Raw genomic sequence first — 13,705 nt, 5'->3', positions numbered from 1 at the left:
AAAATCCAAAAGAATAAAACATTACTTATATGGCAAAACTATCCTTGAGGAGGAATAGTTTTGAAAACTTTGATTAGAAATATGATGTCAAAAAGTGTAGAAAAAAGCTATTATCTAAAAAAAGGCAAATATAACAAATCATTTATAAGTAAACTCTTTGATTTTATTATCTCCAGATTATTATTATTTATAGTTTCTTATATTATAAGCATACAAAAAACCCATAGAATAATAGCATCTATCATTATATCATTAGGATTAACAATAGGTATAAGTATTATACTATACCTACATGAAGAAAAAGTTTTAAAGCAAAAAAAATTAGATAAATTTAATGAAGTATCACATTCATACTTAAAAAAACAGATATCAACATTTACATACGAAGAATTTAACTATATTCTAAAAACTATACTATCCAATACTCCAGGTATTTCTAACGTACAAAATGTAGATACATATATCTATGCTACATACTTTGGTGCCAAAACTGCTATTTATTTAGACATACCTATAAATGGTGAGTTTACTTATCCTGGTAAAATCACTAAAATTACAAGAAATGCAATCGAAAATGGATATAATAAAATATGGATTTTTTCTACCAATGAATTTAGCAGTGAATGTTTTAATTTAAATTTTAAAAGTCTTGATATAGAGTTAAAATTAATATCCCCAGATGAGCTTATCAATATAATGCTCAATATTGGGATAAAGCCAAAACAGAAAATCATAGAAAAAATTATACAAAACGAGATATATTCTACTGTTAATGTATCTAATATAAAAAAAAGTATAATTAAAAACGATAAAGCAAAATCATTTTTAATTTTTTCTATACTGTTTTTGGTTTTATCGTTTATTTCTGATAAGCTATTTTTATATTATCTATTGTGTGCCGTAATTTTCCTATGCATAGCATTGGTTATATATTTACTAAATAAAACAATTAACTTAGATGAAAGCAAGATAAAATAAAATTAAAATAAATAATAAAGGGGCAGATATAATCTGCCCCTTTTATGTTACTCTATTTCTTTTCTGACTTTTCTACGATGAAGCTCATAATTTGGGTCGCCCTTTTTCCACCCACCACGTGTTTTTTGTACTACTTCTAATTTGGAAGTATCAATAACAAAATCATTCTTAGCAGCACAAAAATACGTAGCCTGACCCATCTTACAATTTTGGCATTTTATGCACTCCATGGTCGCCTTTTTGACCCCCACTTCTATTTAAGATAAAAATTCAAATTCAAATTCATCAATGCGAACAGTATCGCCATCTTTAATGCCCTTTTCCCTTAAGGCATCAATGATTCCCCGCCTTCTGAGCATCCTCTGAAAATACTGCAATGATTCGTAATCATCAAAATTGACACTGCGTAATATATTATCGATAGCAGGTCCTGATACTACATAAACTTCTTTATCAAAGGTAATTTCAAAGGATGTATTATCTTGTTTTCTATAATAAACATCTACTTCCTCTACTTCAAACTTTTTAGGAGGTGGAAGTTTATCAAGCATAATAACAACTTCATGTAAAAGTTCCCTAAACCCCTTATTTTGGGCTGCCGAAACTGGAAAAACCTTAATGTCGCTTGGGCTCAATTCCTCAATTAAGCATTTTATATTTTCATTTGCCCCAGGTAAATCACACTTATTAGCCGCTACAATTTGAGGTTTATTACCTAAATTAGAACTATATTTTTCTAATTCTTGATTTATTTTATAATAATCCTCTATCGGGTTTCTCCCTTCTATGCCAGAAGCATCTATCACATGCACGAGCATACGTGTCCTCTCAACATGCCTCAAGAAATCATGTCCTAGACCTACCCCTTCGTGAGCACCTTCGATAAGACCAGGAATATCAGCCAAAACAAAAGATTTGCCTTCACCAATCTCTACTACTCCTAAATTTGGGCTAAGCGTAGTAAAATGATAATTAGCAATTTTAGGCCGGGCAGCTGTTAATATTGATAAGATAGTTGACTTACCTACATTAGGAAATCCTATAAGCCCAACATCAGCTATCATTTTCAATTCTAGGATAACCCATAATTCCTGACCCTTTTCCCCATTTTGTGCAAAACGCGGGGTTTGCCTAATAGAAGTAGCAAAGTGGGCATTTCCCCGTCCGCCTTTGCCACCATAAACCAATATTTTTTTTTCTCCATCATTCATTAAATCAGCCAGTATGTCCCCAGTTTTTTCATCCCTTATCGTAGTCCCGGGCGGCACTTCTATTATTAGATCATGCCCATTACGTCCAGTCATATCTTTGCCTTGTCCATTTTGTCCTGCTTCAGCTTTAAAATGTCTTTTATATCTAAAATCCATTAAGGTACGGAGACTGCTATTAACAACAAATATTACATTGCCTCCATTGCCTCCATTACCACCATCAGGTCCACCTTTGGGAACATATTTTTCACGACGAAACGATATGGCACCATTGCCACCATCGCCAGCCTTTATATATATTTTTGCAATATCTACAAACATCTAATCACCTATACTTTGGATTATATCAATATTATACTACAAATTCAATACATTTTATCCATCATTTTATAAAAAAACCTATTGCTCAAGGCAATAGGTTTTTTTATTATTGCAAAGCGACCATTTCGTCCTTTGAATATACGCTAACTTGTTTTTTATCTTTTCCTTTACGTTCAAATTTAACCACGCCGTCCACTAAAGAGAAAAGGGTATCATCTTTGCCCTTTGCAACATTTGCTCCAGGGTATATTTTAGTTCCCCTCTGTCTAACTAGGATATTACCTGCTAGAACAAATTGACCATCACCCTTTTTCACTCCTAAGCGTTTTGCTTCGCTATCACGTCCATTTCTGGAACTACCGACTCCCTTTTTGTGGGCAAACAATTGAAGATCCATTTTAAACATCTATTCCACCTCCATTTCTTTGATGGAAATATATTTATTATATTCGAGCTGTATGCTTTTTAAGCCTACAATCATAGTTTCAAGTATTATATCTGCATACTTCCTTTTTTGCAGGTCTATATTTTCAGAAATACTACAAACTACATTGCCCTTGTGCTGCATATAATCTATATCTATATTAAGCACATCAGATAAACCCATAACAGCAGTTTGCACTATGGCAGACACTGCTGCACACACAATATCTTGACCTGCCTGTGCATAGCCTGCATGTCCAACCAATTCAAATCCCTGCACAGATCCCTGTACATCTCTTAAAATCTTTACATTAATCATATATGCCTCTACAAGTTAACCAATAATCTTGGTAATTTGCACTTCTGTATAAGGCTGACGATGACCTTGTTTTTTTCTGTAATCTTTCTTTGGTTTGTATTTAAATACAATTACCTTTTTTGCTTTACCATGACCAAGAACTTTGGCTTCTACTTTGGCACCTTCTACTAAAGGAGTACCAACTAGCAAACCATCATCCTTGCTAATAGCTAAAACTTCTTCAAACTCTATGGTAGCTCCCTCATCTGCCGTCAACTTCTCTACTTTTAATACATCACCTTCGTTAACGCGATACTGCTTACCACCGGTTCTTATTACAGCATACATATATTGTGCACCTCCTCTAACCTAGACTCGCCGAATAATGGCATCCCCATAACAAGGAATTTTTAAAACCACATCCGAGCGGTTTACACGACAATTTATTCTAACATATTATCTATAGCATTGTCAATAAACTGTTTTGATTAGAGTTTCCCCATTTTTTTGCGGAAGTTAAAAATTAATCCTTGTGGATAAGGTAATTGCTAATTATATATCTATCCATAGATTTAAAAAGAAGAAATCACAACAGTTAACAATAGCTGATGCCTTTATATAACTAGTCTACAGCTATTTGGTGTTTGAATTTTGAGGAAACTCTAGCTTCTAAGGTATTGATTTTTTCTTCAATATGGTATACCTTGAATATGTAATTAAATATTTGCTTTAAATAACTTTTGTCCATTTTATCAGCATCCTTTTCTTTTAAGTTTTTTGTAGTGACTAAACTATTATAGAAAGGATGCTGATTTATTTCAAGTTTTTATCTATATTTTCCAGTAAAAATCGGAATGTACAACTTTATTCACGAAAATTCACAATCTCTTATATACCAATAGGTTGCTACTCTAAAAAAATCAAGTGCGAAACTTCTGTTTGATCTTTTGATCTTATACTATCTACGCACACTGCATCGGTATATTCCATTAATATTCCCTCAAGATCTTGTGGTTCTCCTATAGGGCGAATCTTCATCTGCTCTATATGAAATTTTGCATTGGAACTTATATAAATCCTTTTATTAAGAGTACTTTCTAGTATGTCTAGTTCGTTTCCATTATCATCCATCCAAAATCTTGCTACAGCCGGATGTACTTCTACTACTGCACCCCAGGCATCATAACTTTTAAAAAACTGCTCTAAATTTTTCTCTATCTTTGCCACTATCATATTTTCTGAATATACTTTGCCAGTACCATTACAATATGGACAAGGTTTTAAAAATGCAGTAGAAAGTCTATTACGTACTTTTTTCCTTGTCATTTCAATAAGCCCTAATCCTGTTAATCCTACCACATTAGTCTTAGTTCTATCCTTTTTTAATGCGTGTTTCAAAGCTTCCAGCACTTGCTGCCTATGTTCTTCCTGCTGCATATCTATAAAATCAATTATTATTATACCACCTATATCCCTCAATCTTATTTGATGAGCTATTTCTTCAGCCGCTTCTAGGTTGGTTTTTAAAACCGTATCTTCTAGATTTTTTCGTCCTACAAATTTTCCTGTATTTACATCAACTACTGTTAATGCCTCTGTAGGGTCTATTACTAAATATCCACCATTTTTAAGCCATACTTTTTTTTGAATAGCCTTTTCTATCTTGTAATTGATACCATAACGTTCAAATATATCCTTATCATCATCAAAATAATTCACTCGTGATTTGAGATGTGGTGATATGACATCCATAAGCTCCAATACACGTAAATACTGATTGTAATCATTTATTATAAACTTATCAATATCCTGTGTAAATAGATCCCTTACCGTCCTGTATACAAGGCTTTCATCTTTATGTAGTACCCTAGGTACCTTGCCCTTTTGCTCTTTTTTCTTTATACTATCCCATAGTCTACACAATAATTCTGCATCATGGATAAAATCCTGCATATCCTTACCCTTTGCTGCTGTTCTTACTATAATACCCATATCATCAGGTTTTATCTTTTCAGCTATCTCTCTAAGACGTTGACGTTCTTCCTCATCATCTATTCGCCTTGATACTCCTACATAGTTTACAGTAGGCATAAGTACTAGATATCGTCCAGGTAGTGTTATATGGGTGGTTATTCTAGCTCCCTTTGTTCCCATAGGCTCTTTTAATACCTGCACTGTTATTTCCTGGCCTTCACGTATTACATCGGAAATAGAAGGCGTTTTTAATCTATGCTCTATTTTATTATCGGCATTTTTAAACTCAAATAAGGATTTATCCGTATTTATATCTCCAACATATAAAAATGCATTCTTATTAAGTCCTATATCCACAAAAGCAGCCTGCATCCCAGGTAATACATTTATAATCTTTCCCCTATATATATTACCTACCAATACTTCATTATCATCATCTTCCATATAAAATTCTGCCAGATCACCATCTTCTAAGATAGCTACCCTGATCTGGTTGTTATGAACATCTACAACTATTAGCTTGGTCAATTGGACACCTCCCAATTTCACAATTCCATTGGGGTAATATAACGATTATTATGATATATGAACATATCAATTCTATGTATTTTGAATTCAGCATTTAGTATACCCATAAAAGATAAAAATGCTCGTACAAACAACTCTGCATTTAAATTTTTTTGGCTGCCTGTGCTTATATCAGATTTAAAAACAAATCCAGTTTCATCATCTGAAATAAATTTAATATCATATATCATGCCCCTTATGTCTATTGTTCTGCTACTCTTTTTTTTCTTTTTTTCTACATAAATATGCTCCTGATTTAAAAAATCATTTATAATTTTTTCTCCATCTATATTCCCGACAAAAACTTTTATAAGGTAACTTGCCATGTTTATCATACTATTTAATGACGGCGTCTTCTTATCCACCTCTATAGCCTGTATAATTGACAATCCCTTTGGCAATGCATCATTTGTTTTTTTCACGAATGCAGATGTAGAAATCGCCTGTTCAAGTATAATATCCATATATTCACCCTGACTGGTTATACCTACTGACAAGGCGGGAGCAAAGGATATCTTTGGATGGGGATTAAAACCCTTTGAGAAAGCTATTGGAATATTTGCCCGTCTTAATGCCCGTTGAATTGCCCTCATGGTATCCAAATGTGATATATATTTTACTCTGTCATCCTTTTCATATTTTGCTATTAAGCGCATCACAAGCACCTCCCCCAAGTCTAATGGCTCCACAGCCGGTGCATCCAAGTCTACAATCGGGGGTAAGCTGACCCTTTAAAGCTTTTTCATACTCATTCCATAAATATGTTCTACTAACCCCCACATCAATGTGATTCCATGGAAAAATTTCATCCTTATTCCTTATCCTATTCGCATAAAATGCAGGATCCAATCCTACTTCATCAAAAGCCTTAAGCCATGCATCAAAATTAAAACAATCACCCCAACTATCAAATTTACACCCATTCTTAAATGCTTTTACCAAAACTTTCCCTAGACGTCTATCCCCCCTAGCAAATACACCTTCAAGATAGCTTACTTTAGAATCATGCCAATTATAATCTATGTACTTCTTGTTAAGATAATGTTTTAAAGTGTTCTGCTTTTCATTAAGATCATCCATCGTATCTTGTCCTACCCATTGAAACGGCGTAAATGGCTTTGGTACAAAAGAAGAAGTACTCACCGTTATACTAGGCTTCGGTGGCCTTTTGCCCCTGTTTACTTCAAAGTATTTATCTATAACACCTTCTGCTAATATTGATATACCTTTAATATCCTCTTCAGTCTCAGTAGGCAGTCCTATCATAAAATACAGTTTTATGCTTGTCCATCCCAATTCAAATGCAGTATGAACACTCTTCATAAGATCATCATGGGTAACACCCTTATTTATAACATCCCTTAATCTCTGTGTGCCTGCTTCAGGCGCAAAAGTAAGACCCGATTTTCGTACCCTTTGTACCTGCTTTACAAACTCTTTATCAAAATTATCTATTCTTAACGATGGTAAAGATATTGATACACCACATGGTTCGAATTTTTCCATAAGCTCACTGCATAGTTCTTCTAACTGCGAATAATCACTACTACTCAGAGATGACAATGATATTTCATCATATCCGGTATTTTTCACCAAACGATTTGCTAATCTCACCAAGTTATCTTTCGACCGTTCACGCACCGGCCTATATAACATACCAGCCTGACAAAATCTACATCCTCTAGTACATCCTCTAAACATCTCCAGCATAATCCTGTCATGAACAATGTTCATAAATGGTACTATCATAGTATCAGGATAGTACGTACTATCTAAGTCTTTTATTATGCGCTTTTGTATCGTGGATGGAACTCCCGCCTTATTAGGCTTTATGCAAGTTACTATGCCAGCATCATCATATGACACATCATAAAAAGCTGGCACATACACCCCTTTAATTTTTGTGGCAGCCTCTAATAAAAATTCTTTTTTCCCTTTGTCTTCGGCTTTACACTGTTTGTATAGATCTAATATTTCATGTATGACTTCCTCCCCCTCTCCCATCACTACAAGGTCCATAAAATCAGCCAACGGCTCTACGTTATATGCACAAGGACCTCCTGCAATGATTATAGGGTATTCTTCACCTCTTTTCTCCGATAAAAGGGGAATATCAGCAAGATCTAACATATTTAATACATTTGTGTAACACATCTCGTATTGAAGTGTAAAACCAATAAAATCAAAATCAGCTATTGAATCTTTTGTTTCAAGGGCAAATAATGGAATACCACACTCTCGCATTTTTTGCTCCATATCTATCCATGGGGCAAAAATCCGTTCACAATAAGTATCATCCCTTTCATTCAGTAAATGATATAATATTTTCATCCCAAGATGAGACATACCAACCTCATATACATCTGGAAATGCAAAAGCAAATCGTATATCAATTTTAGCTGGATCCTTTTCCACCATGTTGTATTCATTACCCATGTAACGGGTTGGTTTCTCAACTTGATTTAATATCCTCTCTAAACACTGTGTGTCCAATAAATAATTGCCTCCTTAGTAACTGCTACTTTAGTCCCATGTTATTTTATACCCATTTATATTTTCTACGAAAAAAATAAAAATCCTCTATTTTCTGCTTATTTATTTAATAATCGGCCAATAGGTACATTTATATTAAAATTCATAACACCTTTTACAATTTGACTTTCAGTTAGTATCCCTTTTACTTTCATATGCTCATCTACTATTTGGATATTATGATATTGATGGGGAGTAAAGTTCTTTATTACTTCTTTTAACGGCATACTATATAATACCACCATAGATCTCACAGGTAGTACGCCTTCTTCTAGCAATATATCCTTTTTATACGTTATATCCCTTAAAAATACGTATGTAGCTATCCTTTTCTCTTTAAAAGCTGAATACATCAGAAAAAAGCCAGCTAAAAACAAGGTAATATTAAATATTTGGTTAAAGGCAGCATATATCCCTGTAGCAATGAGGAATATAGACAAAACAATACCACCATTTGCTGCCACATTTGTAGCCTTTTTGAAACCTATTTGTTTGCAAAGGGCAGCCCTAAGTATTCTCCCACCATCCAAGGGCAATGCAGGTAGTATATTAAAGCCTGCCAACATTATATTAGACTTAAGGAATAGCTCTGCTGAACTACTCATTACCACACCTATATTCTCCAGTGCATTATATATGATTATTACAACCAAGTTGGATATAGGCCCTGCAGCAGATATTATTATTTCGTTTCTGGGGTTTATCTCAAATATACTCTCTATTCGTATGGCCCCTCCAAATGGCAATAATTCTATTTCTTGTACCTTTAAATTGAGCATGTGTGCAGCTATTACATGGCACATTTCATGTATGAACATAGCTAAAAAAATGGTGGTAATTCGTGCACCATGCCCTGTAAATATGGCCATGGCCATTGCTACCACCAAAATCTTATTTACATATATATCTATATCAAAAAAAGTACCTACTTTCATATCAACTTCTATACATCCTTCCTACTGTACTTCTTTATTTTTGTCACTAATAAAAGACAGTGGATCCATAGGTTTTTCCTTTTTCAGCATTCTGAAATGTAATACATATTCCCCATTGTCATTAATAGACATTTTCCCAATAGAATCACCTTGTTGTACTTGCTGACCTACTTTTACTTGCATATCTGCTACCCCTGCATAAACTGATGATATCCCATTCCCATGATCTATCTTTGCACATTCGCCATATATTTTGTCCTGCCATATCTCAATAACCTTTCCGCCACTAACACAATATACATATCCTTCGTTTTGAGCTAATATATCTATACCTGTATTATTCCTTTTACCATTTATATATCCTTGTTTACCGAAAAAACCCACTACTTTGCCTTCGGCGGGAGCTATAAATTGCATCTCTTCTTTTTCTTTCACATCATCATCTGCTGTATGCAATGTTTTATCTTTATCTGCATTAAAAACTGTTTTTATATCCTCAGGAATATATTTATCTATAAATTTCAACTTCCCAAATGATTCCTCCATATCGAAATCCTGAGTAACAGCTATTCTAACCTTGTCAACTATTTTTTGCGCAAAGGGCTTATCAATAGATTTAAGACTTACTATTAGCAGAATTATCACTACACATATGATTAATTTGGCTAGTAGCATATCAGTCTTTTTTTGATCTTCCAAATCATTATTATAGCCCCTATAATTATATGATCTGGTTGTATGTGTATTAGCCTGTCTTACAGGTCTAGTACGATATTTATACTTGCTCTTTGTCCGAGGATAATTGGGTATCTTTTGAGTATTTCCTTCCATCCTATGTTTCCCTCCTTACTAATTAAAATATATTTAGGATGGCATAATAATATACCCATAACTCTAAATTTTCTTAGAGTTATGGGTATATTATAAGAATTACAATCTAAAATTGTCCGAATAGCTTATCCTCGTCATCTGGTGGGTTAACTATCAATCTCCAATCTAAGTCTCCACGATCTATTGCCTTCACCATTACTTCTGCAGTCGCCATGTTAGTAGCTAGAGGTATATTGTGAACATCACACAATCTAAGAAGTGCATTAACATCCGGTTCATGGGGCTGAGCAGTCAAAGGATCACGCAAAAAAATTACAAGATCTATTTTATTATAGGCTACCATAGAGCCAATCTGTTGGTCACCACCTATAGGACCGGATAAAAATCTGTGAATATTAAGCCCTGTAGCCTCTGCAATAAGCTTGCCAGTTGTACCGGTAGCACATAATCTATGTTTTTTTAAAATATTTTCATAAGCCACACAAAAGTTCACCATGTCAGTCTTTTTCTTATCATGGGCAATAAGTGCTATATTCATAAACAAGACCCCCCTAAAACTTAATCTTTTGTCTACGCATGCCTACACTAAGTACCATGCCATATGCTATCATATTTGTCCACATGGAACTCCCGCCATAACTCATAAATGGCAGGGGTATACCGGTAACCGGCATAAGTCCCATAGTCATACCAATATTTTCGAATATATGAAACATTATCATAGAAGCTACTCCTGTCACCAACAAAGCACCGAATTTATCCTTTGATTTTGAAGCTATTTTCATAGTACGAATTATTAACGCAAGATAAAGTAATATTATTATAATACCTCCCATAAATCCCAACGCCTCTGCCGTAACAGAGAAAATAAAGTCTGTATGCTTAGCAGGCAGAAAATTTAGCTGACTTAAAGTATTATCGGTAAGCAGCCCTTTGCCATATATCTGGCCAGACCCTATAGCTATGAGAGATTGTGTCACATGATATCCTTCCCCTAGAGGATCTAAACCAGGATTTAAAAATACCAATATACGATTTTTTTGAACATCTGATAAAAAACCAAACCATAACAAAGGAATACAAGCCACTCCTGCACCTATTATGCCAAACAACAATTTATAGCTTATACCAGCTACAAATAATATACCAAATATTATAGCCATGAATACCGTAGCAGTACCAAAATCGGGCTGAATTGCCACCAAAACCAAGGGAATGGCTATTTTGACGATTAAGGGTATTAAGTCTTTCAGATGACTTAATTTACCGTCACTTTCCTCATCCTTAGACAGTACCTTAGCAGTGGTTATTATTATGGCTAATTTTGCAAATTCTGATGGTTGTAGTTTAAATGGGCCAAGTACAATCCAACTTTGTGCATTTCCAGCAACATTCCCCTTGGCATCAACATATAAAAGCAGTGCAACTATTATCCAATATATATATGCAGACATATCCTTTAAAACATTATAATCTATACTGGCAGTAATAAGCATAAGTACCAGCCCAGTAGCAGCCCATAAAAGGTGAAGCTGAACATATTTCAAATTAAAATTGCCTATCATTTCAGTTATACCGCCCTGTCCCTCTGTAGGAGACCGCATAGCTATGCCAATACCTATTGCCCCAAAACCAACAAGCAAGCAAATAAGTATTACAATCATAAAATCAAAGTTCTTTAACAACTTTTTATCTAACATTTAGTCTTATCCTCCACGGCATAATTACATATACAACCACTATATTATAACACACAAAAAAGAGGGATTGCAATCATTGCATCCCCTCTTTTTGACATTAACCTTTATTTTTCCCTATGTTTTTCATTTTCTTTATTGGTATATTGGCTATCAATGTAGAAGTATATGTATCGTCTTTATTGCACACGCGAGTAAGGTGTATATCAATAGCATCTTCTTCTATCTCCATATAGCTAGAAACTGCCTTTATAACATCATCTTTTATCATATCTAAATATTTAGGGGAAACATTGGCACGGTCATGTACCAAAACCAACTTGAGCCTCTCCTTTGCAATATCCTTGCTTGGTGCTTGTCCCTTTCCAAAAAACTTAAATAATTCGATCAATGTATCCCCCTCCTAGTATGATTTCTTTTTACCAAACAGACGTTTTATTTTGTCCATAAAAGTTTCTTCTCCATTCATTTCCATAATAGGTACATCTTCACCTATTATGCGTTTTGCAATATTTCTGAATGCCTTTCCAGACATGGATTCGTTATCTATAGCCACTGGCTCACCCCTATTGGTAGCTACAACTATATGTTCATCATCAGGCACTACCCCCAATAGATCAACTCCTAATATGTCTATAGTATCATCTATATTCATCATATCTCCCCGTTTCACTAAATCTATACGTAAACGATTAATAACCAGTTGGGGATTGGATAATCCATTTGATGATAAAAGCCCAATTATTCTATCAGCATCTCTCACTGCTGATACCTCTGGTATAGTAACAACTATAGCCTGTTCTGCTCCTGCAATTGCATTTTTAAAACCCTGTTCAATACCTGCTGGACAATCGATTATTATGTAATCAAATTCTTGTTTTAACTGCTCAGTCAATTTTTGCATTTGCTCAGGGGATACGGCATTTTTGTCCTTTGTCTGAGCAGATGGAAGCAAATATAGACTGTCAAATCGTTTATCCTTTATGAGAGCTTGTTTTAAACGACAAACACCTTCTACTACGTCTACCAAATCATATACTATTCTATTTTCCAATCCAAGCACTACATCCAGATTTCGAAGACCGATATCTGCATCTACCAATACTACTTTTTTGCCTTCCATTGCAAGGGAAGTTCCTATATTGGCTGTAGTGGTAGTTTTTCCAACTCCTCCCTTACCAGATGTTACTACTATGACCTCTCCCATGAAATACACTCCTCCCAATAACTACTTTATCCTTATAGATGAGTACGGTTCTATAACCAAGATATTATCCTTTATGTATGCAATCTCAGGGCAGTTACTTTTAGCCTTATCCTCTTCTGGTGGTCTAGTAATTACAGTAGCTATTCGCAATTGGGTAGGTTGCAGACTAATGGAAACTACATATGCATCCTTATTGCCAGTAGCACCTGCATGGGCCAATCCCCTTAAGTTACCAAACACTACTATATTGCCTTCTGCAATAACCTCGCCACCAGGATTTACATCACCTACTACAACTACATTTCCCTGATAAAAAATTCGTTGTCCACTCCGTATAGTCCCTTTTACAAATCTTGTCCTATCAGCATCCATAGCAGCATTTACTTCTTTTTCAAGATGAGCCTGATTTTGTTGATCGGAATGGACAGCATCCCCAAACTTAATACTACCTATATCAATATCATGGGCAAGTAAACTTAATATCTCACCTTTTTCTTGAGGATCAAGTTTTTTACCCATAATAAAAAGATTAACAGCTGTACCATCAAAAAAATGGATATTCTCTTCTATTTTGCTTGTTAGATCTGATTTTATCTGGGACAGCTCGGCATCGTCATCTATATATACTTTTATACCACCTCGCATCCCTTTAAATAATACCGAACTCTCTTTCATTTTTTGCCTCCATTCTACAATTAAATTATTTCGTCAAAAAAGTTTAAAATCCTTCT

The 13,705-nt window shown here is 34.5% G+C and carries 16 protein-coding genes and 1 other annotated feature; of the genes, 1 reads left to right on the top strand and 15 read right to left on the bottom strand.

The features are described from left to right. Positions 1 to 60 precede the first annotated feature (60 nt). Positions 61 to 978: a hypothetical protein gene (locus tag EJN67_RS02530; RefSeq protein ID WP_129721879.1), complete on the top strand. Its 918-nt coding sequence runs from the start codon at positions 61 to 63 to the stop codon at positions 976 to 978. Between the two features lie 47 nt (positions 979 to 1,025). Here the strand turns inward: EJN67_RS02530 and EJN67_RS02525 are convergent, their stop codons facing one another. From EJN67_RS02525 to minC, 15 genes are all read right to left on the bottom strand, one after another. Then, positions 1,026 to 1,208 (bottom strand): hypothetical protein, encoded by a 183-nt coding sequence (locus tag EJN67_RS02525; protein WP_129721876.1) that lies wholly within the window; start codon positions 1,206 to 1,208, stop codon positions 1,026 to 1,028. A 27-nt stretch (positions 1,209 to 1,235) separates the two neighbouring features. After that, on the bottom strand, positions 1,236 to 2,510 hold the full coding sequence (obgE, locus tag EJN67_RS02520) for a GTPase ObgE (RefSeq protein WP_129721873.1): 1,275 nt from the start codon (positions 2,508 to 2,510) through the stop codon (positions 1,236 to 1,238). Between the two features lie 106 nt (positions 2,511 to 2,616). After that, the gene (gene rpmA / locus EJN67_RS02515) at positions 2,617 to 2,916 is read right to left on the bottom strand and encodes a 50S ribosomal protein L27 (protein ID WP_129721870.1); all 300 of its coding nucleotides are present in this window, start codon (positions 2,914 to 2,916) and stop codon (positions 2,617 to 2,619) included. Continuing rightward, positions 2,917 to 3,252 (bottom strand): ribosomal-processing cysteine protease Prp, encoded by a 336-nt coding sequence (locus EJN67_RS02510; protein ID WP_129721867.1) that lies wholly within the window; start codon positions 3,250 to 3,252, stop codon positions 2,917 to 2,919. Positions 3,253 to 3,267: 15 nt separating this feature from the next. Next, positions 3,268 to 3,579, bottom strand: coding sequence for a 50S ribosomal protein L21 (gene rplU / locus EJN67_RS02505; protein WP_129721864.1), 312 nt, complete (start codon positions 3,577 to 3,579; stop codon positions 3,268 to 3,270). Positions 3,580 to 3,592: 13 nt separating this feature from the next. Then, positions 3,593 to 3,672: a sequence feature (ribosomal protein L21 leader region), on the bottom strand. 465 nt (positions 3,673 to 4,137) lie between these two features. Beyond that, complete coding sequence (locus EJN67_RS02495; RefSeq protein WP_129721862.1) at positions 4,138 to 5,733, bottom strand: Rne/Rng family ribonuclease; 1,596 nt, start codon at positions 5,731 to 5,733, stop codon at positions 4,138 to 4,140. 17 nt (positions 5,734 to 5,750) lie between these two features. Beyond that, the gene (locus EJN67_RS02490) at positions 5,751 to 6,428 is read right to left on the bottom strand and encodes a TIGR03936 family radical SAM-associated protein (protein ID WP_129721858.1); all 678 of its coding nucleotides are present in this window, start codon (positions 6,426 to 6,428) and stop codon (positions 5,751 to 5,753) included. Then, positions 6,406 to 8,265: a TIGR03960 family B12-binding radical SAM protein gene (locus EJN67_RS02485; protein ID WP_279387709.1), complete on the bottom strand. Its 1,860-nt coding sequence runs from the start codon at positions 8,263 to 8,265 to the stop codon at positions 6,406 to 6,408. Before EJN67_RS02485 ends, EJN67_RS02490 begins: the two co-directional genes overlap by 23 nt. Before the next feature lie 98 nt (positions 8,266 to 8,363). Continuing rightward, complete coding sequence (locus EJN67_RS02480) at positions 8,364 to 9,239, bottom strand: site-2 protease family protein (RefSeq protein ID WP_129721856.1); 876 nt, start codon at positions 9,237 to 9,239, stop codon at positions 8,364 to 8,366. Between the two features lie 21 nt (positions 9,240 to 9,260). Next, a complete protein-coding gene (locus EJN67_RS02475; protein ID WP_129721853.1) occupies positions 9,261 to 10,070 on the bottom strand; it encodes a M23 family metallopeptidase in 810 nt (269 codons plus the stop codon). 106 nt (positions 10,071 to 10,176) lie between these two features. After that, a complete protein-coding gene (mgsA, locus tag EJN67_RS02470) occupies positions 10,177 to 10,608 on the bottom strand; it encodes a methylglyoxal synthase (RefSeq protein ID WP_129721850.1) in 432 nt (143 codons plus the stop codon). Between the two features lie 13 nt (positions 10,609 to 10,621). Next, positions 10,622 to 11,770 (bottom strand): rod shape-determining protein RodA, encoded by a 1,149-nt coding sequence (gene rodA / locus EJN67_RS02465; RefSeq protein WP_129721847.1) that lies wholly within the window; start codon positions 11,768 to 11,770, stop codon positions 10,622 to 10,624. 97 nt (positions 11,771 to 11,867) lie between these two features. After that, on the bottom strand, positions 11,868 to 12,155 hold the full coding sequence (gene minE, locus EJN67_RS02460; RefSeq protein WP_129722287.1) for a cell division topological specificity factor MinE: 288 nt from the start codon (positions 12,153 to 12,155) through the stop codon (positions 11,868 to 11,870). Between the two features lie 15 nt (positions 12,156 to 12,170). After that, the gene (gene minD / locus EJN67_RS02455; RefSeq protein ID WP_129721843.1) at positions 12,171 to 12,974 is read right to left on the bottom strand and encodes a septum site-determining protein MinD; all 804 of its coding nucleotides are present in this window, start codon (positions 12,972 to 12,974) and stop codon (positions 12,171 to 12,173) included. A gap of 21 nt (positions 12,975 to 12,995) precedes the next feature. After that, complete coding sequence (gene minC, locus EJN67_RS02450; RefSeq protein WP_129721840.1) at positions 12,996 to 13,649, bottom strand: septum site-determining protein MinC; 654 nt, start codon at positions 13,647 to 13,649, stop codon at positions 12,996 to 12,998. Between the last annotated feature and the right edge of the window lie 56 nt (positions 13,650 to 13,705).

The sequence above is a fragment of the Xylanivirga thermophila genome (assembly GCF_004138105.1).
In the GTDB taxonomy this organism is placed as follows: Bacteria; Bacillota; Clostridia; order Caldicoprobacterales; family Xylanivirgaceae; genus Xylanivirga; species Xylanivirga thermophila.
This window is presented reverse-complemented; position numbering and strand designations above follow the sequence as displayed.

Excerpts from the sequence above, each read along its gene's own strand:
- EJN67_RS02525 (WP_129721876.1), bottom strand. The coding sequence starts at position 1,208 with ATGGAGTGCATAAAATGCCAAAATTGTAAGATGGGTCAGGCTACGTAT.
- obgE (WP_129721873.1), bottom strand. The coding sequence starts at position 2,510 with ATGTTTGTAGATATTGCAAAAATATATATAAAGGCTGGCGATGGTGGC.
- rpmA (WP_129721870.1), bottom strand. The coding sequence starts at position 2,916 with ATGTTTAAAATGGATCTTCAATTGTTTGCCCACAAAAAGGGAGTCGGT.
- EJN67_RS02510 (WP_129721867.1), bottom strand. The coding sequence starts at position 3,252 with ATGATTAATGTAAAGATTTTAAGAGATGTACAGGGATCTGTGCAGGGA.
- rplU (WP_129721864.1), bottom strand. The coding sequence starts at position 3,579 with ATGTATGCTGTAATAAGAACCGGTGGTAAGCAGTATCGCGTTAACGAA.
- EJN67_RS02490 (WP_129721858.1), bottom strand. The coding sequence starts at position 6,428 with ATGCGCTTAATAGCAAAATATGAAAAGGATGACAGAGTAAAATATATA.
- EJN67_RS02480 (WP_129721856.1), bottom strand. The coding sequence starts at position 9,239 with ATGAAAGTAGGTACTTTTTTTGATATAGATATATATGTAAATAAGATT.
- EJN67_RS02475 (WP_129721853.1), bottom strand. The coding sequence starts at position 10,070 with ATGGAAGGAAATACTCAAAAGATACCCAATTATCCTCGGACAAAGAGC.
- mgsA (WP_129721850.1), bottom strand. The coding sequence starts at position 10,608 with ATGAATATAGCACTTATTGCCCATGATAAGAAAAAGACTGACATGGTG.
- rodA (WP_129721847.1), bottom strand. The coding sequence starts at position 11,770 with ATGTTAGATAAAAAGTTGTTAAAGAACTTTGATTTTATGATTGTAATA.
- minD (WP_129721843.1), bottom strand. The coding sequence starts at position 12,974 with ATGGGAGAGGTCATAGTAGTAACATCTGGTAAGGGAGGAGTTGGAAAA.
- minC (WP_129721840.1), bottom strand. The coding sequence starts at position 13,649 with ATGAAAGAGAGTTCGGTATTATTTAAAGGGATGCGAGGTGGTATAAAA.